The 19,815-nt window shown below is 33.9% G+C and carries 21 protein-coding genes; 20 read left to right on the top strand and 1 reads right to left on the bottom strand.

Going from position 1 to position 19,815, the window contains the following annotated elements; all coding sequences use genetic code 11:
• Nucleotides 1-18: 18 nt before the first annotated feature.
• Nucleotides 19-591 (bottom strand): TlpA disulfide reductase family protein, encoded by a 573-nt coding sequence (locus PUH65_RS09680; RefSeq protein ID WP_305519798.1) that lies wholly within the window; start codon nt 589-591, stop codon nt 19-21.
• A 33-nt stretch (nt 592-624) separates the two neighbouring features.
• On the opposite strand from PUH65_RS09680, the gene PUH65_RS09685 reads away from it, so the two are divergent.
• From PUH65_RS09685 to PUH65_RS09780, 20 genes are all read left to right on the top strand, one after another.
• Nucleotides 625-1,749: a ferredoxin--NADP reductase gene (locus PUH65_RS09685; RefSeq protein WP_305519799.1), complete on the top strand. Its 1,125-nt coding sequence runs from the start codon at nt 625-627 to the stop codon at nt 1,747-1,749.
• 5 nt (nt 1,750-1,754) lie between these two features.
• On the top strand, nt 1,755-2,375 hold the full coding sequence (locus PUH65_RS09690) for a vancomycin high temperature exclusion protein (protein WP_370692034.1): 621 nt from the start codon (nt 1,755-1,757) through the stop codon (nt 2,373-2,375).
• A 56-nt stretch (nt 2,376-2,431) separates the two neighbouring features.
• Nucleotides 2,432-3,070, top strand: coding sequence for a uridine kinase (gene udk / locus PUH65_RS09695; RefSeq protein WP_370692036.1), 639 nt, complete (start codon nt 2,432-2,434; stop codon nt 3,068-3,070).
• Nucleotide 3,071: 1 nt separating this feature from the next.
• Nucleotides 3,072-3,422, top strand: a complete 351-nt coding sequence (locus PUH65_RS09700; RefSeq protein WP_305519801.1) for a septum formation initiator family protein — start codon at nt 3,072-3,074, stop codon at nt 3,420-3,422.
• A 39-nt stretch (nt 3,423-3,461) separates the two neighbouring features.
• Nucleotides 3,462-4,628: a methylmalonyl-CoA mutase family protein gene (locus PUH65_RS09705; RefSeq protein WP_305519802.1), complete on the top strand. Its 1,167-nt coding sequence runs from the start codon at nt 3,462-3,464 to the stop codon at nt 4,626-4,628.
• A 97-nt stretch (nt 4,629-4,725) separates the two neighbouring features.
• Nucleotides 4,726-5,874, top strand: a complete 1,149-nt coding sequence (locus PUH65_RS09710) for a class I SAM-dependent methyltransferase (protein WP_305519803.1) — start codon at nt 4,726-4,728, stop codon at nt 5,872-5,874.
• 91 nt (nt 5,875-5,965) lie between these two features.
• A complete protein-coding gene (locus PUH65_RS09715; RefSeq protein ID WP_305519804.1) occupies nt 5,966-6,253 on the top strand; it encodes a hypothetical protein in 288 nt (95 codons plus the stop codon).
• A gap of 96 nt (nt 6,254-6,349) precedes the next feature.
• On the top strand, nt 6,350-7,729 hold the full coding sequence (locus PUH65_RS09720) for a dipeptidase (protein WP_305519805.1): 1,380 nt from the start codon (nt 6,350-6,352) through the stop codon (nt 7,727-7,729).
• Nucleotides 7,730-7,882: 153 nt separating this feature from the next.
• Entirely contained in the window at nt 7,883-8,587 is a 705-nt protein-coding gene (locus PUH65_RS09725; RefSeq protein ID WP_305519806.1) for an SDR family oxidoreductase, read from the top strand.
• A 93-nt stretch (nt 8,588-8,680) separates the two neighbouring features.
• A complete protein-coding gene (locus PUH65_RS09730) occupies nt 8,681-9,427 on the top strand; it encodes an electron transfer flavoprotein subunit beta/FixA family protein (protein ID WP_305519807.1) in 747 nt (248 codons plus the stop codon).
• 25 nt (nt 9,428-9,452) lie between these two features.
• Nucleotides 9,453-10,400, top strand: coding sequence for an electron transfer flavoprotein subunit alpha/FixB family protein (locus tag PUH65_RS09735; RefSeq protein ID WP_305519808.1), 948 nt, complete (start codon nt 9,453-9,455; stop codon nt 10,398-10,400).
• 130 nt (nt 10,401-10,530) lie between these two features.
• Nucleotides 10,531-11,127: a bifunctional nuclease family protein gene (locus PUH65_RS09740; protein ID WP_305519809.1), complete on the top strand. Its 597-nt coding sequence runs from the start codon at nt 10,531-10,533 to the stop codon at nt 11,125-11,127.
• A gap of 15 nt (nt 11,128-11,142) precedes the next feature.
• A complete protein-coding gene (locus tag PUH65_RS09745; protein WP_305519810.1) occupies nt 11,143-12,423 on the top strand; it encodes an MFS transporter in 1,281 nt (426 codons plus the stop codon).
• 84 nt (nt 12,424-12,507) lie between these two features.
• A complete protein-coding gene (locus PUH65_RS09750; protein WP_305519811.1) occupies nt 12,508-13,686 on the top strand; it encodes an acetyl-CoA C-acyltransferase in 1,179 nt (392 codons plus the stop codon).
• 102 nt (nt 13,687-13,788) lie between these two features.
• Nucleotides 13,789-15,270, top strand: a complete 1,482-nt coding sequence (locus tag PUH65_RS09755; RefSeq protein ID WP_305519812.1) for an MFS transporter — start codon at nt 13,789-13,791, stop codon at nt 15,268-15,270.
• 118 nt (nt 15,271-15,388) lie between these two features.
• A complete protein-coding gene (locus PUH65_RS09760; RefSeq protein ID WP_305519813.1) occupies nt 15,389-16,315 on the top strand; it encodes a mevalonate kinase in 927 nt (308 codons plus the stop codon).
• Between the two features lie 70 nt (nt 16,316-16,385).
• On the top strand, nt 16,386-17,282 hold the full coding sequence (locus PUH65_RS09765; RefSeq protein WP_305519814.1) for a UbiA family prenyltransferase: 897 nt from the start codon (nt 16,386-16,388) through the stop codon (nt 17,280-17,282).
• 151 nt (nt 17,283-17,433) lie between these two features.
• Entirely contained in the window at nt 17,434-18,543 is a 1,110-nt protein-coding gene (locus PUH65_RS09770) for a pseudouridine synthase (RefSeq protein ID WP_305519815.1), read from the top strand.
• Between the two features lie 146 nt (nt 18,544-18,689).
• Nucleotides 18,690-19,175 (top strand): RNA polymerase sigma factor, encoded by a 486-nt coding sequence (locus tag PUH65_RS09775; RefSeq protein WP_305519816.1) that lies wholly within the window; start codon nt 18,690-18,692, stop codon nt 19,173-19,175.
• A 10-nt stretch (nt 19,176-19,185) separates the two neighbouring features.
• Nucleotides 19,186-19,782, top strand: coding sequence for a hypothetical protein (locus PUH65_RS09780; RefSeq protein ID WP_305519817.1), 597 nt, complete (start codon nt 19,186-19,188; stop codon nt 19,780-19,782).
• Nucleotides 19,783-19,815: the final 33 nt, after the last annotated feature.

Raw genomic sequence — 19,815 nt, forward strand, 5'->3', positions numbered from 1 at the left:
TGTGACCTTTAATTGTTTTTATTTAAAAGAATTAATTTTCTCTGTTAATGCTTCCATGCTCATCATTCCCACAGTTTCGTCGGTTTTATCGCCTTTTCTCATAAAGGTGAAAGGAATAGATCCACCGTCCCACTGTTTGAAGTTTTCTGCAAAAAATCCAGGAGTAAGCATTGAACCATCTACTAAAACGACATTATTTGAAAGACCATGCTCTTCTGCGAATTGTTTCACTTTTGTGTCCCAATCTTCTTTTGGATCTAAACTTACAAACGTAAACTTCACCGGTTGTGATTTCAATTCGGTCATTTTTTCTTTGAAATGCGGAATTTCTCTAACGCATGGAGGACACCAAGTTGCCCAGAAATTAGTTACATATAAAGTGTCATTTTCTTTTTTACCAAGGAGTTCAGAAGTTTGATCTTGACTTAATTCAACACGTTTAAATGGAGCAACCGCTTCCATTGAACCTTCTGATTTATTTGCAGTTATGGAGTCAGCACTTGCGTCATCAGTAGTTTCTGTAATTTTAACTTCTTTTTTACAAGCCGAAAGTGCAGTTAATAACACCACACCAAAAATCAATTTTTTCATTTTATTTTTATTATTTTTGAATTCTTAATAATTATGGAAAATCTCTTATCTAAAGCAAGACCAATAAAATTTCACCGGTTAAAATTAGCGAAAAAGGCAGAGCTGACCAAAACAACCTTTGCGCTAGAGTTCGAAATTACCGACGAATTGTCAACCAAATATCAGTTTGAGGCTGGGCAATATGTCACGCTTCAATTCATCGCCAGCGGAAATGTTGTACAGAAAGACTTTTCAATGACTTCGGCGCCACATGAGGGAAAGATTTCTTTAGGAATTAAAATTAACAGCGAAGAAAGTGTAGCCAATTCTCTTTTTAAAAATTTAAAAGTAGGAGATGCAGTAGAAGTTTCGGAACCTCGTGGAAGATTTACATTAATTTCCAAACCTCATGAATTCCGTACTATCGTGGGATTTGCAGGAGGAATTGGGATTACACCCATTTTAAGTCATTTCAAAAATATATTGTATTCCGAACCCAGAACGCGCCTCTTTCTATTTTATGGAAACAGGAGTAAAAAGCAAGTTGCCTTTAAAAATGAACTGGAAGAGTTGGTAAAGCAATATCCTGATCGATTAGAAATTCATTATTTTTACTCGCAGGAAAAAGTGGGGAATGGACTTTTTGAAGGACGATTAAATGCGAAAAAAGTAGCTTTAATCATCAATCAAATTTTAATGTTGGATGATACTGATGAAGAAAGCACAATTTGGGATGCTGTTGATGAAGTCTTAATTTGTGGGAAAGGTGAAATGATAAAATCAATTGCTAACGCTTGTTACAAACATGGAATTCCGAAGAAAAATATTCATTTTGAATTGTTTGAGGAATTTAATGAAGACATTTATCCGGTTGAAAAAGAATTTCCTTTGATAGAAGATATTGAAGTTGATTTTAAACTTTTTAATAAAGAATATAAAACCACTTTGAACAATAATAAAATGCGACTGTTGCAGCAATTATTGATTCAGAAATTTCCGGTTCCTTATTCTTGTAAGTCAGGGATTTGTGGAAGTTGTGAATGTGTTTTGGAAGAAGGAGAAGTAGAACTTTTAGAGAACGAATATTTGACGGAAAAAGAAGAAGCATCCGGAAAAATATTGGCCTGCATGTCTGTTGTATTAAGTAAAAATATTAAAGTCAATTTTGATTTAATTTAACCGTTTTGAAAAAAGTATTAGACTTACTAAAATCATTTTTTAATCTCATTGAAATTGGGATTTTAATTATGATTTTGGCTAATATTTGGGTTTTTGCAGTTACGAATGGAAAGACTTACACTAAAATCTCGAAAATTCCGCCGCGGGAAACAGCGCTCGTTTTAGGAACCTCTCCGAAAATGAAATCCGGAATTTCAAATCCTTATTTTACCTCGCGAATGGACGCTACGGCTCTTTTGTACCATCACGGGAAAATTAAAAAAATCATTGTGAGCGGCGAAAAAAGCAAAGGTTATGATGAACCTGCTGCCATGAAAGATTACCTTATTTATCAGGAAGGGGTTCCCGAAAATATCATCATCGAAGATCCAAAAGGTTTTAAAACACAAACCAGTATTAAAAATTGCCTGCAGATTTATCATCAAAAAGATGTAATTATTGTTTCCCAGGGTTTTCATAATTTGCGTGCTTTGTTCTATGCCAGAAATAGCGGTATGAATGCTTTGGGTTTTGATGCACAAGATGTTTTAGCCAATAAAAGTTATTATAGAAATCAGTCGCGTGAATTTTTGGCGAGAGTAGTAGCGGTAATATATTACGTCTTTAATATTGAAAGAAAAGTGTAGTTTTTTTTTAAAGACAATTAAGACTAGATTTACTGAAGAATTTACGACAAAATCTTATATTTGTAAAAACAAAAAATATGCTCGTAATCGGAATTGCAGGAGGAACCGGATCTGGTAAAACTACTGTTGTCAATAAAATTCTTCAGCAACTTAACACAGAAGGTGTTAATGTGCTTTCTCAGGATAATTACTATCATGATAATCCTAATTTGACATTACAGGAGAGAGAAGTTTTAAATTATGATCATCCGAAATCGATTGACTTTGATTTGCTTATCAAACATGTAAAAGCTCTGAAAAATGGCGAAACGATTGAGCAACCTTTGTATTCTTTTGTAACGCATTCCAGAACGGGAGATCACGTTTCCATCGATCCAAGAAATGTTTTGATTGTTGAAGGGATTTTGGTGTTAACCAATTCTGAACTGTTGAAAGAATATGATTTAAAAGTTTTTGTTCATGCGGATTCTGATGAAAGGTTGATTCGTAGAATTAGACGTGATACGCAAGAACGCGGTCGGGATCTGCAGGAAGTTTTGCACCGTTACCAAACGACTTTGAAACCAATGCATCAGGAATTTATAGAACCGTCAAAAAATGAAGCCGATTTAATTGTTCCAAATATGAAGCAAAATACCGTAGCGATTGATTTTCTTTCAACGGTTATCAATAATACTTTGAAACACACTCATTAAAATGGAAGACTTAATTAAAGAAATTAAACCCAAATCACCGAAGTTAAAATTCATTCAAAAATATTTTGTGAATAAATATTTCGTGACCATTTTTCTTTTTTTAATGTGGATGATTTTCTTCGACAGTACTTCGTTTTTAGTTATTAATGAATTGAATGGGGAAATTAATAAGTACGAAAATCAATTAGCCTACTATCAATCAGAGTACCATAAAAATGATGATTTCTATAAAAAATTGATGAACAATAAAGATGAGAAAGAAAAATACGCCCGTGAAAATTACTTCATGAAAAAACCAAATGAAGAAATTTTTATTTTGGTTGTAGACAGTACGAAAGCGGTTCAGAAATAACTCACGAGATAAAAGTCAGCAACTGACGCCATCAAAAATATGTTCAAAAAAACTTCACTTCAAGACTGGGAATCTGTTGTTCAAAAACAATTGAAAACAGAAAATATCTATGAGATTTTATCCAAAGAAAACCTCGAAGGAATCGTTGTTAAGCCGTATTACGATTCTGTTTCAAACACTTTAAGCAATCTTCCTAAAGTTGAAGAATCTACACATCTTGTTTCTCTTTATCACGAAAGTGCAGAAGAAAACGTTTTCGCTTTTCTTTTAAATAATAATGTGGAAAATTTACAGGAGAAAGTACTTTTTGTGAATGATAAAGATTTGGCAGAACATATATCTGTTGATGAAAGTAACCGTTATTTTTCTTTAATCGATGTTTTTTCAGAAGATCAAAGTGGTGAATTAAATCAGCAATTGGCGAAAGAACTTTTGGCGAAAGATTTTGAACGAAATATTTGTATTACTATTTCTTTACATCAAAATGCTGGAGCATCTATTGTTCAGCAGTTAGCAATCGCCTTGGCAAAAACAAAAGAACTGACCGAAGTTTTCGGCGCAGAAGTTTTAAATAAATTAAGTTTCAAAATTGCAGTTGGTGGAAATTATTTCTTTGAAATTGCGAAAGTTCGAGCCTTGAAATTAGTCTTTAATGAATTTTCAAAAGAGTTCGGTTTAGATGAAATTCCATTTATTTTTGCAGAAACCTCGTTGCGTAATAAATCAAAAAATGATGCAGAAAATAATTTAATCCGTTCGACTTTAGAACTTTCTGCAGCCATGATTGGTGGCGCAGATGCAGTTTTTAGCAACGATTATAAAATAGAAAATTCTGATTCTGTTTCAGAAGAAATTTCCTTTAAACAGCAAATCGTTTTGGCTTACGAAAGTATCATTAATGTTTTTGATGATGCCGGAAATGGATCTTATTATGTAGAAGATTTAACCCAACAATTCGCAGAGAAATCCTGGCAATTGTTTTTAGAAATAGAAAATAAAGGCGGCTATTGTGAACTTTTAAAATCTGGTTGGATTCAACAGATAATTTACGACCAAGCCATCAAAGAACAAAATTGGGTTGAAGAAGGAAAGGTGAAAATCATAGGCGTGAATCTTTATCCGAAATTAGAGAAGACTAAATCTGCTGAAGAATTATATTCATCAAATGAAATTAAAGCGGTTCGGTTAGCAGAAATGTTTGAATAGTTTTTGCCATGAATGCATGAATTTTTATTTCTTTTTTCCTTTAAAAAGATTTTAATTCCAAATTCAAAACAACCATGTGTGGTTTAGAAGAAATACTGTGAAAAACATCCTTAATAAAGAAATTCAACAATATATCAATGCAAATCTTACAACGGATTTGCATTCTTTGTTATTGAAAAAATCACCTTTCCCAGAAATTTCGATGCAGGAAATTGTGCAGCAAATAAAAGGGAAGAAAGTGGCTCAGAAAAAGTTTTCGTATTTGTTGAAAGACGGAATTATATTTCCACCCAACTTAAATTTAGAACAGGCTTCTTCGCAAGCAACTGCTGAGTTTAAAGCTAAAAGTTTAAGTGGAAAAAGTTTCATCGATTTAACTTCCGGCTTTGGTATCGATCCTTATTTTTTATCTCAAAATTTTGAAGAAGTTACTTTGGTCGAACAGAATGCTGAACTTTTAGCAATTGTAAAACACAACTGGAAAACTTTAAATAAAAAGGCGAACTTCATTAATGAAAACTTAGAAAATTTCTTAAAGCAAAATGATGAAAAGTTTGATTTGATCTATCTTGATCCGGCAAGAAGAGATGAACATAAAAATAAGAAATTTCTGCTGGAGGATTTGTCGCCGAACCTTTTGAAAATTCAAGATCAGTTGTTGAAAATTTCCGATCAAATTATCATTAAACTTTCACCGCTGATTGATATTTCTTATTTAATTTCAACTTTGAAGAATATTGTTGAAATTCAAATTATCGCGGTGAGAAATGAAGTTAAAGAATTGTTGGTTTTTATTTATTCAAATAAATTAAAAGATCAAATTGCAATTACTTGCATCAATCTTGAAAGTGAAGAAAAACAATTTTCTTTTAATTTTGATGAAGTAAAATCTGCTGTTTCAGAATTTTCAGAAGCCCTTCAGTATCTATATATTCCAAATAATGCGGTGTTGAAATCGGGTGGATTTAATTGTATTTCAGAGAAATTTAATTTAAAAAAATTGCATCCTAATTCACATTTTTATACTTCAGAGGAACTTTTGGAAAATTTTCCAGGACGAGTTTTAAAAGTAGAAATCATAGATTCAAAACAAATTAAAAAAGGGGAGAAGTACAATATCATTTCCAAAAATCATCCTTTAACCCCTGATGCAATTAAGAAAAAATATAAGATTATGGATGGTGGAAATGCCTATTTAATTTTCACCCAAACTCAGAAAAGTAAAATTATTTTAAGAACTGTTTAGAATTTATAGAAAAGCTTTGTTAAAAATGGTAATATTTCATACTTTTGGGGCATTGAAAATTATAAAAATTCTTAATCATCATAAATAAGATATGAAAAAAGTTATTTTAGCAGTAGCAATCGCAGGTTTAGCAATCAGTTGTCAGAAAATTCAGGCAGGTGGTAACAAGGGAGTTTTGAAAATGGAAAACGGTGTCGAAAGATACAGCGATGATGTGATGAGCGATGAGGCGACAGCAGCAGTGAATGCAGCAGATGCTAAAAAATCTGCAGAGATGATGTCTGCAGACAGTTCTAAAGTAGTTGCTCAGCCAGCACAAGTAATCAAAACGGATAGTGTTAAAGCAACTGAAATGCCTACTTCTACTCCGACTAAATAGTATTTTTCAGATATTAAAAGGTAAATGTCTTGCTTCGGCGAGACATTTTTTTTATTTTTACAAAGTTCGATTTTAAATAATTTTAATTAAAATAAAATGAAAGAAACCCTCAGTTACATTCAAGAAAATAAACAGCGTTATGTTGATGAACTTTTTGAATTGTTAAAAATTGCTTCGATCAGTGCAGATCCTGCTTATAAAGATGAAGTTTTGAAATGTGCAGATGAAGTAGCAAAATTCTTAAAAGATGCTGGTGCAGATGATGTAGAAGTTTGCGAAACCAAAGGATATCCTATTGTTTTTGGACAAAAATTCCTCGATAAAAATTTACCAACAGTTTTGGTTTACGGTCATTACGATGTACAACCACCAGATCCATTAGAATTATGGACGAAACCACCATTCGAACCTTATATTGAAAAAACTGAAATTCACCCAGAAGGTGCAATTTTCGCCCGAGGTTCTGCCGATGATAAAGGTCAGTTTTTCATGCACATCAAAGCTTTTGAAGCGATGATGAAAACCAATACTTTGCCTTGTAATGTTAAATTTATTTTTGAAGGTGAAGAAGAAGTTGGCTCAAAAAGTTTAGAAGATTTCGTGAATGAAAATAAAGAAAAATTATCATGTGATGTTATTTTAATTTCAGACACGCATATTTATTCGAATGAACAACCGACTGTAACAACAGGTTTAAGAGGTTTGAGTTATGTAGAAGTTGAAGTAGAAGGACCAAACAGAGATTTGCATTCTGGTTTATATGGAGGTGCTGTTCCTAATCCGATTCACGTTTTGTCAAGAATGATTGCTAATTTAATTGATGAAAACGGACATATCACCATCGATGGTTTTTATGATAATGTAGAAACGGTTTCTGATGACGAACGAGCGGCTATGAATAAGTTGAAAGACGATCCAGAACATTTCAAAAAATCAATCGGTTTAAATGGAGTGGAAGGTGAAAAAGGATATACAACTTTGGAAAGAACATCGATTCGTCCGACTTTAGACTGCAATGGAATTTGGGGTGGATATATCGGTGAAGGTGCGAAAACCGTGATTCCGTCAAAAGCATTTGCGAAAATTTCTATGCGTTTGGTTCCTTATCAAACTCCAGATGAAATTACCGAAAAGTTTACCAAATACTTTGAGAAAATTGCACCTGCAAACGTAAAAGTAAAAGTAAATCCGCACCATGGCGGAATGCCTTACGTTTTACCTAGCGATACGAAAGAATTTTTGGCGGCAAAAACAGCAATGGAAACTGCATTTGGAAAAGAAGTGCTTCCGTACAGAAGTGGTGGAAGTATTCCGATTACTGCGATGTTCGAGCAAGTGCTTGAGGCAAAATCAGTATTGATGGGATTTGGATTGGATTCCGATGCAATTCACTCGCCAAATGAGCATTATGGATTATTTAATTTCTACAAAGGAATTGAGAGTATTCCATTATTCTTTGAGAATTACACAAAATAGATAGAAAGCACCTTTTTCAAGGTGCTTTTTTATTTTAGTAAAATGACTGCTTTTTAGACTGATAGATTTTGAAATTATCTGCCTTCACTTTTTAAAATGAGAGAAATTCTGCTACGTCACAGACTTTTTTTATCTTTATAAAAATAAAAAGTAATGAAAAATAAAGTCGCATATATTACTGGCGGAACTAAAGGGATCGGTTTAGGAATCGCAGAAGTACTCCATAAACATGGAATCATAGTTGCCGTTTCTGGACGTAATAAAGAAGATGCAATTACAATTGCCGACCAATTATCTACTATGGAAGCACCTGTTTTTGGTATTGGCTCAGATGTGAAAAATTTTGAAGACGAGAAAAATGCAGTTGCCGAAATCACCAAAAAATTTGGGAAAATAGATTACGTTATTGCGAATGCAGGACTTGGAGTTTTCAAACCTGTTGATGAACTTTCGATTGAAGAATGGTCGTCAATGATCGATACCAATCTTACCGGAATTTTTCACACCTTGAAAGCATCTGTTGAAGAATTAAAGAAAACAGAAGGCTATTTTATAACCATTTCAAGTTTAGCAGGAACTAATTTTTTCGAAAATGGTTCTGGTTACAATGCGTCAAAATTTGGTGCAGTTGGGTTTACTCAGGCAGCAATGCTGGATTTAAGAAAATATAATATTAAAGTTTCGACCATAATGCCTGGTTCAGTCTCAACTCATTTTAATGGAAATGAACCTTCAGAAAAAGATGCCTGGAAAATTCAACCCGAAGATATTGGTGAATTAATCTTGGATATTTTTAAAATGAATCCGCGTACTTTACCGAGTAAGATCGAGATTAGACCTTTAAAACCAAAAGGTTAATTATGTACCAAATATAAATTTTTTTAAAATACTATGCATGCATAGTAAATAATTTTTTATCTTAGCAAACAGTAAAACAATAAATATTAACACATGAAAATATTAGTTTGTATCAGTAGTGTCCCAGATACTACGTCCAAAATTAATTTTACCGCAGACAAATCTGCGTTTGATAAAAATGGAATTCAGTGGGTTATTAATCCTTTAGATGAATTCGGTTTAACCAAAGCCATTAAATTGCAGGAATCAGCGGGAGCAACTGTAACGGTAATTAACGTTGGTGATGCTACAACAGAACCAGTAATCAGAAAGTCTTTGGCAATTGGTGCTAACGATGCTATACGAATTAATGTAGAGCCTAAAGATAGTTACTCGGTTGCTAAAGAAATTGCAAATATCGCTCAAAGTGGTGGGTACGATTTAATTCTTTGTGGTAAAGAATCCATCGATTATAATGGTGGAGCAGTTCCGGGAATGATCGCTCAGATGTTGAACCAACCTTTTGTGAACGCTTGTGTTGGCTTAGAAGTTAGTGGTTCTGAAGCAACTGCAGTAAGAGAAATCGAAGGGGGTAAAGAAACCATCTCCGTAAAACTTCCAGCAGTTATCGCAGGTCAAAAAGGAATGGTTGATGAGAAAGATTTAATTATCCCGAACATGCGTGGTATTATGTCTGCCAGAACAAAACCTTTGACGGTTAACGAACCAATGAATAACGAAGTAAAAGTAGATGCGGTTTCTTTTGATTCAGTACCTGCAAGAGCGGCAGTGAAAATGGTGGCCCCGGACAATCTTGATGAATTGGTAAGATTACTTCACGAAGAAGCGAAAGTAATTTAATTCTTAAACTTAAACAAAATCAATCATGGCAATATTCGTATATGCAGAAAATATAAACGGAATCTATAAAAAAGCAGCGTTCGAGGCAGTTTCTTATGCCAAAGCAATCGCTGATAAAAATGGGGACACGGTTACCGCAATCTCTATTAATCCAACAGATTCTTCCGATTTATTATATAAATATGGTGCAAATCAAGTTCTTAATATTAAAGATGAAGGATTAAAAAACTTCAGTGCAAAAGCATACGCCCAGGCGGTGAGTGAAGTAGCAGACGGAAATGTAATTGTTTTTCCTCACACTACAGATGCTTCTTCAATTGCGCCTATGTTGGCGATTATGAAGAACTATTCTTTAATCACCAACGCAATTGATACTCCAGAAAGTATGTCGCCTTTTCAAGTGAAAAGAAGAGCGTTTTCTGGTAAAGGAATGATGCACGCAAAAGCAGATGCCGCTGGCGTAATCGTAACGATTTCTCAAAATGCTTACGGTGTTAAAGAAAATACAGTTTCAGGTTCTGAAGAAGTGAAGAATCTATCGGTAGCAAATGAAGATACCAAAGTAATTTCTCACGAACAGAGTTCAGGAAAATTGGATTTGAAAGAAGCAGAAATCGTAGTTTCGGCAGGACGTGGAATGAAAGGTCCTGAAAATTGGGGAATGATTGAAGATTTAGCAAACCTTTTGGGTGCTGCAACAGCTTGTTCAAAACCAGTTTCAGATATTGGCTGGAGACCTCATTCAGAACACGTAGGACAAACGGGGAAAGCCATTTCACCTAACTTGTACATCGCAATAGGTATTTCGGGAGCGATTCAGCATTTAGCAGGAGTAAATTCTTCTAAAACGATTGTGGTAATTAACAGCGATCCAGAAGCTCCTTTCTTTAAATCAGCAGATTATGGAGTAGTAGGTGATGCGTTCCAAATTATCCCAGAATTAACTCAGAAAATTAAAGCCTTAAAAGGATAAAACTTTTTTTTGATTTACAAACTTAAAGTCCGAAATTAAATTCGGACTTTTTTGTGATTTTTTCATGATATTTTTCACAAATTCACTTCTTCCAAACCCATCTTGTTAAAATTTCATTTATATTTGTCTTATGGATTATAAAAAATTAACCATTCGCGGAATTTCCTACAGCCAAACGCAATCTGGTGCTTACGCATTGCTTTTGGAACATGAGGAGACGAATATTAAACTGCCAGTTGTGATCGGTAATTTCGAAGCGCAATCTATTTCTTTAGGTTTAGAGAAAGATATTCATCCGCCGCGTCCTCTAACTCATGATTTATTTTCAAAGTTTGTTTTAGCAACTCATTTTGAGATTACATCGGTCATTATTTATCAAATCATCGATGGCGTATTTTTCTCCAATATTAATTTTAAAAATAAAACAACCGAAGAAGAGTTAATCTTGGATGCAAGAACTTCTGATGCTGTTGCAATGGCCGTACGTTTTGATGCGCCTATTTACACCACACAGCAGGTTTTGAATGAAGCCGGGATTTTGTTAGAGCTCGATGTGCCTTCAAAGGAAATCGCAATGGAAGAAGATATTCCGGTTGAAGGAAATTTATCCGGTCTTAGTAATGAGGAGTTAAATAAACTCTTGGAAGATGCAGTAAAAGATGAAGATTTCGATGCTGCCTTGGAAATCCAGGAAGAAATTAAACGTAGAAAAAAGAAAATCGACTAAAATTATCATACTATTATGAATTTAAAATTAAGACTTACTGTATTATCGTTTCTACAATTTGCAGTATGGGGTGCCTATTTAACCTCTATGGGAAATTATTTAGGATCCGTAGGGCTGGGTTCTAAAATAGGATTGTTTTATGCAACTCAGGGCATCGTTTCGATTTTCATGCCGGCGATAATGGGTATTGTAGCAGACAGATGGGTTCAGGCCCAAAAACTTTTGGGAATATGTCATTTTTTGGCAGCCAGTTTTTTAATAGCCGCAGGATATTATGGAATGACCGCTGGTGCTGATGTCGAATTTTCTAAACTGTTTACCCTTTACAGTTTAAGTGTGATGTTCTACATGCCAACGATTGCACTCTCTAATTCTGTGGCCTACGCATTATTGGTTAAAAATAATTTTGATACGATAAAAGCATTCCCACCCATACGTACTTTTGGAACGATTGGTTTTATTTTAGCGATGCTTTTTGTTGATTTTACAGGTCATCAGGCCAGTTATACGCAGTTCTATATTTCCGGAATTCTTGGGATTATTCTTTTTATATATTCATTTACATTGCCACAGTGTCCGACCAGTAAAAAAGAAGAGAAAATGAGCGTTTCTGACGCTTTGGGTCTAAAAGCATTTAGTCTTTTTAAAAACAAAAAGATGGCTATTTTCTTTATATTTTCCATGTTACTGGGAGTTTCACTTCAAATAACAAATGGATATGCTAATCCTTTTATTACAAGTTTCAAAGAGATTCCTGGTTACGCCGATACGTGGGGTGCAAATCACGCCAACGCTTTAATTTCCCTTTCTCAGGTTTCTGAGACCTTATGTATTTTGTTGATTCCCTTTTTCTTAAAGAAATTTGGTATTAAGAAAGTAATGTTGATGGCGATGTTTGCGTGGGTTTTAAGATTTGGTCTCTTCGGTTTAGGGAATCCAGGAACTGGGGTTTGGCTATTCATTTCGTCTATGATCGTTTATGGTATTGCCTTTGATTTTTTCAATGTTTCAGGTTCTTTGTTCGTAGATAAAGAAACGGATAAAAGCATTCGATCCAGCGCTCAGGGCGTCTTTATGATGATGACCAATGGTTTCGGTGCTACAATCGGAATGCTTGCCGCACAGGAAGTTGTAAATCACTATGTGTTTTCACAAACTGATCCTCTTGCTCAACTTGCAGGTTGGCAGACTTCCTGGTATATATTTGCTGCTTATGCATTGATTGTTACCGTATTATTTGCAATATTATTTAAGCACAAACATCATCCTGAAGAGGTCGCAGATTTAAGACATTAATTTTTTAAAGAATACAACACACTTTTTTCAAAGTGTGTTTTTTTTTGTAATTTGGCGTACTTTTAAAAATATAAAATCTACATAATGAAAGAAGTATTCATCGTATCAGCAGTAAGAACTCCAATGGGAAGTTTTCTAGGAAGTCTGGCTTCAGTACCAGCAACTAAATTAGGTTCAACTGCAATTAAAGGTGCGCTAGACAAAATAAATCTTGACCCAAAACACGTTCAGGAAGTGTATATGGGAAATGTACTGCAAGCAGGTGAAGGTCAAGCACCGGCACGCCAGGCTGCAATGGGAGCGGGCTTATCAAATCACACTCCGGCAACTACGATTAATAAAGTATGTGCTTCAGGAATGAAAGCAGTAATGATGGCAGCACAATCCATTAAAGCAGGTGATCAAGACGTGATCGTTGCAGGTGGAATGGAAAACATGTCTTCTGTTCCTCATTATTATAATGCAAGAAATGCTACGAAATTAGGTGATGTTAAAATGTCGGACGGAATGGTTCTGGATGGTTTAACAGATGTTTACAATAAAGTTCATATGGGAGTTTGCGCAGAAAAATGTGCGGCTGAGTACGGATTAACCAGAGAAGATCAGGATAACTTCGCTATAGAATCTTACAAACGTTCAGCAAAGGCTTGGAGCGAAGGTAAATTTAAAGACGAAGTTGTTTCAGTTGAGATTCCACAAAGAAAAGGAGATCCAGTTATTTTTTCTGAAGATGAAGAATACAAATCTGTAAACTTTGATAGAATCGGAACTTTGCCAACGGTTTTCCAAAAAGAAAATGGAACAGTAACGGCTGCTAATGCTTCAACTTTAAACGACGGTGCATCTGCTTTGATTTTAATGTCTAAAGAAAAAATGGACGAATTAGGTTTAAAACCTTTAGCAAAAATCGTTAGTTATGCTGATGCCGCTCACGAACCTGAATGGTTTACAACGGCTCCTTCAAAAGCGTTACCAATCGCTTTGAAAAAAGCAAACTTAGAAATTTCAGATATCGACTTCTTTGAATTTAATGAAGCGTTTTCTGTAGTAGGTTTAGCAAATAATAAAATTTTAGGATTAGACAGTTCCAAAGTAAATGTGAACGGTGGAGCGGTTTCCTTAGGTCATCCACTTGGAAGTTCAGGTTCCAGAATTATTGTTTCTTTAATTAATATTTTGAAGCAAAACAACGGTAAGTACGGTGCGGCAGCGATTTGTAACGGTGGCGGTGGCGCTTCGGCAATTGTTATTGAAAACCTATAAAATATTTAACAGTCTTTAAATCAAGCCATTAAGAATAACTAGTGATTTTTTCAGTAGATTCTTAATGGTTTTGTTATTTTTGTTCAATCAATTACTTAACACATGTCGGAAAACGAATCTCTACAAACTCCAAATATCAAGAATAATCCAAAGATCATGAAAGCGTGGGCTTTGTATGATTGGGCAAATTCTGTTTATTCATTGGTCATCACTTCAACTATTTTTCCGATTTATTATTCGATTCTTACGACGGCTTCAGAAAAAACGGAATTTGTAGAAGCAACAGGACAATGGATTAAAGTTCCAGTTCGTCACATGATTACCATTTTTGGAAAACAATATCAGCCTGATGCGATTTATGGATATTCCTTAACGATTTCCTTTTTAATTGTGGTTTTAATTTCACCCTTTTTATCTTCGTTAGCAGATACGATCGGTAACAAAAAATCATTTCTACAATTTTTCTGTTACTTGGGAGCGACTTCCTGTATGGGTTTAGCGATGTTTACAGGAATGCAGAATGTATTTTTAGGATTACTTTTCAGTATTACAGCGAGTGTTGGATTCTGGGGAAGTTTGGTTTTCTATAATTCATTTTTACCGGATATCGCAACGCCGGATAAACAAGATGCGCTTTCTGCAAAAGGCTATGTTTACGGTTATTTAGGTTCTGTAGTTTTAGTGATTATTTGTTTGGTAATGATTCAGGTTTTTGCGAAAGATGCCGAGCAAGCGAAAATGTACACCCGAATTTCTTTCCTATTAACTGGTGCATGGTGGTTTGGTTTTGCGCAATATACCTTTAAACATTTACCGCAGTTTGGAAATATTAAAGAGCAGTTACCGAAAGATTTGGTACTTTTAAATTATAAAAACATCTTCAAAAAACATGAAGAACATGGTGGTGTTTGGGTCGTGTTAAACGATAATATTCATTTCTATTTTGATATTGCAAAACAAAGTTTCCGGGAATTATTTAAGGTTGGCCGAACTTTATTTCAAGATCGCAACTTAAAATTCTTCTTATCGAGTTTCTTCTTTTACAGTGTCGGAATGCAAACTATTTTCTTAATGGCGACGCTTTTTGGCAAAAGTGAAATTAATTTAGAACAGGATAAACTGATCATGACTTTGTTATTGATCCAGATTGAAGCAATTATTGGAGCCGTAATTTTCTCCAGATTGTCCAGAAGAATTGGAAATAAAAATGTGATTTCAATTGCTATCATTCTTTGGATTGTTGCTTGTTTATCAGCGTATTTCCTCAACAAGGAAAATCCAAATGTAGAATATCAATTCTATCTGATTGCTGGAATTATTGGTTTGGTGATGGGAGGTTTGCAGGCCATGTCTCGCTCGACTTATTCCAAATTATTACCGGAAAATAGTATGGATAATACAACCTATTTTAGTTTTTATGATGTTTTGGAAAAAATAGCGATTATCATTGGAACATTCATTTTTGCGACAATGATTGAACAATATCATAATATGAGATATTCTGCTTTATCGATGTCTGCATTTTTCTTTGTAGGATTGGTGTTAATCCGTTTTTTGAAGGTGAAAGTAAATAAAGTAAAGTAGCGAATTTTTAATTTTTTTAACTTTTCATTTTGGATTAATAATTGCTTGTTTAATTGCGAAGTTGTTAAATTAAATTTCCGTAAATTTGCAACAGTAAATCAATGGACTACATTACATTATGACCAACCCTTTATTTTACGCAAAGATTCTTTTGTTCGGCGAATACGGTATTATCGAAGATTCGCAGGGACTTACGCTACCGTATAGTTTTTATAAAGGAACTTTGAAGTTTTCTGATTTAGAAAGTGATTTCGAGGAAAAATCGAATGAATCACTTTTAAAATATTCAGAATATTTAAAGGATTTACAACTTCCGAAAACTTTTCAACTCGATATTTCTAAGTTCAAAAAAGATATTAAGAAAGGTCTGTTCTTCGATTCTAATATTCCGCAAGGATATGGTGTAGGAAGTTCAGGTGCTTTGGTTGCAGCAATTTTCGAAAAATACTCGTTAAAAAGTTACGGGCCGGAGCAGGTTTCTAAAGACGAACTTAAAAATCTTAGAACTATTTTTGGTCAAATGGAAAGTTATTTCCACGGAAAAAGTTCAGGAATTGATCCACTGATTTGTTACATGAATCTTCCGATTCTTATTGAAAGCAAAGATAGTGTAGAGAAGGTTTCTGTGCCAGCAAGTCATGAAGGAAAAGGAGCGATTTTCTTAATCGATTCAGGAATGACTGGAGAAACTGGACCAATGGTTCAAATCTTCTTCGAAAAAATGAAAACCGAAGGTTTCCGTAAAACGATGAAAGAAGAGTTTATCCGTTACAACAATGCCTGTATCGATGCTTTCCTGAAAAAAGAAATGACGCCACTTTTCAGAAATTTAAAAAGTCTTTCTGTATGGGCATACGAACATTTCAAACCAATGATTCCTGAAAGTATTTATAATGCCTGGAAAAAAGGTTTAGATACCAATGCGTATTACCTTAAACTCTGCGGAAGTGGAGGTGGCGGTTATATTTTGGGTTTCACCAAAGACTATCAGAAAGCAGAAAAAATGCTCGAAGGTTTTCATAAAGAAGTAATTTATCGGTTTTAGATAAATTGCGCAAGTCGGAAGCCACCAATCAAAATTCAATTTTAATTTAGAAGTTAGTGACTTACGGTCTATGAAAAATCCCTTATTTTATCGATTTTCACAGTTCATTGCCTTTCTTATGGGCGCGCGGGTTTTCGTGACTTTACTACTTACTTTTGCTTTATATGTTTCTACTTTTTTTCTCTTTAATCAAGAAGAAAGTTTGAGAAATTTCGTCTTTGATTTTAGAGTTCACGGCATTATTTTCTGTTCTATTTTAAGCATTCTGGCTGGCGGAATTATCAATCAATTTTACGATCGGGAAAAGGATCAGGTTACAAAACCATTCAGAACAAGAGTTCAGAATTTCCTGAAACAAAAATATTTCCTTTACGCTTATATTGTTCTGAACACATTTTCGCTGGGAATTGCGGGAATGATTTCTATGCGGGTTTTCTTTTTCTTTTTAATCTATCAGTTCTTGATGTGGTTTTACAGTCATAAATTAAGTAAGTTATTGATTATTAATAATCTAACTTTTGTGAGTTTGTCTTTATATCCCTTTTTCGGAATGCTGTTTTACTATAAAACGTTTTCGCTGCACATCTTTTTAATGTCGATTTTTATCTTTTTAATGCTTTTAATTATTGATGTTATTAAAGATACTTTAACCAAAAACGCAGACAAAATTTTCGGATATTATACCATTCCCAACTATTTCAGCACTCAAGTTTCAAACACAATTATTGTAATTCTTTTAATTTTAGCTCAAATTTCTTCTGCATTAATCATTTTGAAAATGGGCTTGCACAGCATCATGAGTTATTATTTTGTTGCCAGTATTTTCGTTCAGATCTGCTCTATTATTTTAGTTTTAAACAGAGCCAAATATTCGAAATTTGCTAATTTGAATTTACTCAGAATCTGGATTTTTATTGGAATTATTTCAATGTTAGCAAATGGAATTCATCAGTACTATTTTTTCTAAGTTTCAAGTTTAATCATTTTACTAAGTTTGTGAACTGATCATTTAGCAATACTTTTTTTTGAAGTTTATTGATTTTAAGGACTATCTTATTGCATTGCCGTATTTAAACAAATAAAAAATACCTTATCTTTGCAGATAAATTTTTCAGAACATGAGCAGAGACAGTAATGGTAATAAGAAGCCACGCATAAGCAAAATTTCTAATTCAGGAAGTTCCCCAAAACCACGCGGAACAAAATCTACTCGTCCGCGAACTGAAAAACCAGTTGAGAGAAAAGAGCCTAAAGAACCGAAAGCACCAAGAGAACCAAGATTAATGTCTCAGTCGGAAGCGAAGTCTTACGAGAAAACATTTGATAAACCGACTTCCCGTAAAATGGGAAAAAGAATTGGAAAATCTTACGACAGCAGCAGTAAGTTTGAAAAAGGACCTTCAAAATCTGGAGTTAAAAAACCATATAAGAAACCTTTCGTTCCAGTTGATGAAGCGGAAAAAACACGTTCTTTTGTTCAAAAAAGAAGGTTTGATAAATTAGCCAAAGAAACGCCGAAAGAATCAATCCGATTAAATAAATATATCGCTAACTCAGGAATCTGTTCCCGTAGAGAAGCAGATGATTTGATCACGCAAGGTCTTGTAGAAGTAAACGGGAAGCCTGTTACGGAGATGGGTTACCAAGTTCAGAAAACCGACAGAGTGGTTTTCGACGGACAGGGAATTACGCCAGAGAAACCGGTTTACGTTTTATTGAACAAACCAAAAGGTTATATTTCTACTACAAAAGATGACAAAGCCAGAAAAACCGTTTTGGATTTGGTAGCAAACGCATCGCCTTACCGATTGTTCCCAGTAGGAAGATTAGACCGTTCTACAACCGGAGTAATCTTGTTAACGAATGATGGTCACATGACGAAGAAATTGACGCATCCATCTTTTGCGATGAAGAAAATCTATCATGTAACTTTGGATCGTAAATTAGACAGAGCCGACTTAAATATGATTCAGGAAGGTATTCGTTTGGAAGAAGGAATTGCCGAAGTTGACAGCATTTCGTACATCGAGGGTAAACCGAAAAATGAAGTCGGAATCGAATTGAGTATTGGCTGGAATAGAGTAGTGCGTCGTATCTTCACAAAGTTAGGTTACGAAGTTGAATTACTTGATCGAGTATTGTTTGCTGGATTAACCAAGAAAAACATCAAACGTGGACACTGGAGAATCTTAACTGATCTGGAAGTGAATAATTTGAAAATGTTATAAGTTTTCTTTAAATAAAATTAAAGAATTTTAGAAATAGAAAACCCTTTTTGCTTGTTGCAGAAAGGGTTTTTACTTTATTAAATTTTATTTAAAGTTTTCTGTAACAAAATTATCCAAATGCTACTAACTTGTTAGATTACTCAAATATGTCTTCACTGGAAAAAGAATTTTTAGAAAAAATAGAAAAACACAAAGGCGTGATTTTCAAAATTTCTAAAATGTATATGGATAATTTCGAAGACCAAAAGGATTTGTTCCAGGAAATTACTTTTCAGGTCTGGAAAGCGTATCCAACTTTTGAAGGTAAAAGCCAGTTTTCAACTTGGCTGTATCGAGTTGCTTTAAACACGGCGATTATATTTTTGAAATCTGAGAAGAAGCGAAGTTTCATTCAAAATGATGAAGTTGAAAATTTCAAGATTATTGCTGATGATTACGATGATGACCAAGAAAAGAAACTCACAGTAATGTACAAAGCAATTCAGCAATTGAATGAAATCGATAAAGCATTAATTTTTTATTATTTACAGGATTATTCCGGAAAAGAAATCGCTGAAAATATGGGAATTACAGAAGTCAACGCAAGAGTGAAACTCAATCGTGCAAAAGAAAAACTAAAACAACTTATTTAAATTCAACATCATGGAATTAGATCAATTAAAAAATATCTGGGAGAAAGAAGAGGTGACTGAAACACCTATAATCTCTACAGAAAAACAGAAAGAAATTCATCTTCCGCTGGAAAAAATCCGTAAAAATATGCTGATGGAATTTTGGATGAATTTAATCAGTATGCTGATTTTATTGCCATTAATGTCTGTGTTCACAGAAAATCAGTATATCAGATGGACTTTGTATTTTATATTTTTATTCATAGTAGGATATTATACTTTTAAGTTTAATAAATTATATCAAAAACTTTCAATTCCACAGTTGGATACTTATCATTCTTTGATGGAACTCAAGTATGATTTAAAACTAAACGTTGAACTTTACAAATCATATTATGTAGCAAGCGTTCCGTTTTTCATGGGCATATTTTTTTTACTATTAGAAAAACGCAACTTCTTCACTGATGAAAATTTGATAATGCATTATGCTCCTTTTATTTTATTTTTCTCAACCACTGCATTAATATTAGGAATTGGAAGTTGGTGGTCGGAGAATTATTATGGAAAATATATAAAGCAAATTAATAAAATGGTTAGCGATTTAAATCAAAACCTGGTTGATCTTTAACGATTATAAATTCGATTTGTTCTTACAACTGGA

The sequence above is a fragment of the Kaistella sp. SH40-3 genome (assembly GCF_030686865.1).
Classification (GTDB): Bacteria; Bacteroidota; Bacteroidia; order Flavobacteriales; family Weeksellaceae; genus Kaistella.

Coding starts and splice junctions, on each gene's coding strand:
- PUH65_RS09680 (WP_305519798.1), bottom strand. CDS start 591: ATGAAAAAATTGATTTTTGGTGTGGTGTTATTAACTGCACTTTCGGCT.
- PUH65_RS09685 (WP_305519799.1), top strand. CDS start 625: ATGGAAAATCTCTTATCTAAAGCAAGACCAATAAAATTTCACCGGTTA.
- PUH65_RS09700 (WP_305519801.1), top strand. CDS start 3,072: ATGGAAGACTTAATTAAAGAAATTAAACCCAAATCACCGAAGTTAAAA.
- PUH65_RS09705 (WP_305519802.1), top strand. CDS start 3,462: ATGTTCAAAAAAACTTCACTTCAAGACTGGGAATCTGTTGTTCAAAAA.
- PUH65_RS09715 (WP_305519804.1), top strand. CDS start 5,966: ATGAAAAAAGTTATTTTAGCAGTAGCAATCGCAGGTTTAGCAATCAGT.
- PUH65_RS09720 (WP_305519805.1), top strand. CDS start 6,350: ATGAAAGAAACCCTCAGTTACATTCAAGAAAATAAACAGCGTTATGTT.
- PUH65_RS09725 (WP_305519806.1), top strand. CDS start 7,883: ATGAAAAATAAAGTCGCATATATTACTGGCGGAACTAAAGGGATCGGT.
- PUH65_RS09730 (WP_305519807.1), top strand. CDS start 8,681: ATGAAAATATTAGTTTGTATCAGTAGTGTCCCAGATACTACGTCCAAA.
- PUH65_RS09735 (WP_305519808.1), top strand. CDS start 9,453: ATGGCAATATTCGTATATGCAGAAAATATAAACGGAATCTATAAAAAA.
- PUH65_RS09740 (WP_305519809.1), top strand. CDS start 10,531: ATGGATTATAAAAAATTAACCATTCGCGGAATTTCCTACAGCCAAACG.
- PUH65_RS09745 (WP_305519810.1), top strand. CDS start 11,143: ATGAATTTAAAATTAAGACTTACTGTATTATCGTTTCTACAATTTGCA.
- PUH65_RS09750 (WP_305519811.1), top strand. CDS start 12,508: ATGAAAGAAGTATTCATCGTATCAGCAGTAAGAACTCCAATGGGAAGT.
- PUH65_RS09755 (WP_305519812.1), top strand. CDS start 13,789: ATGTCGGAAAACGAATCTCTACAAACTCCAAATATCAAGAATAATCCA.
- PUH65_RS09760 (WP_305519813.1), top strand. CDS start 15,389: ATGACCAACCCTTTATTTTACGCAAAGATTCTTTTGTTCGGCGAATAC.
- PUH65_RS09765 (WP_305519814.1), top strand. CDS start 16,386: ATGAAAAATCCCTTATTTTATCGATTTTCACAGTTCATTGCCTTTCTT.
- PUH65_RS09770 (WP_305519815.1), top strand. CDS start 17,434: ATGAGCAGAGACAGTAATGGTAATAAGAAGCCACGCATAAGCAAAATT.
- PUH65_RS09775 (WP_305519816.1), top strand. CDS start 18,690: ATGTCTTCACTGGAAAAAGAATTTTTAGAAAAAATAGAAAAACACAAA.
- PUH65_RS09780 (WP_305519817.1), top strand. CDS start 19,186: ATGGAATTAGATCAATTAAAAAATATCTGGGAGAAAGAAGAGGTGACT.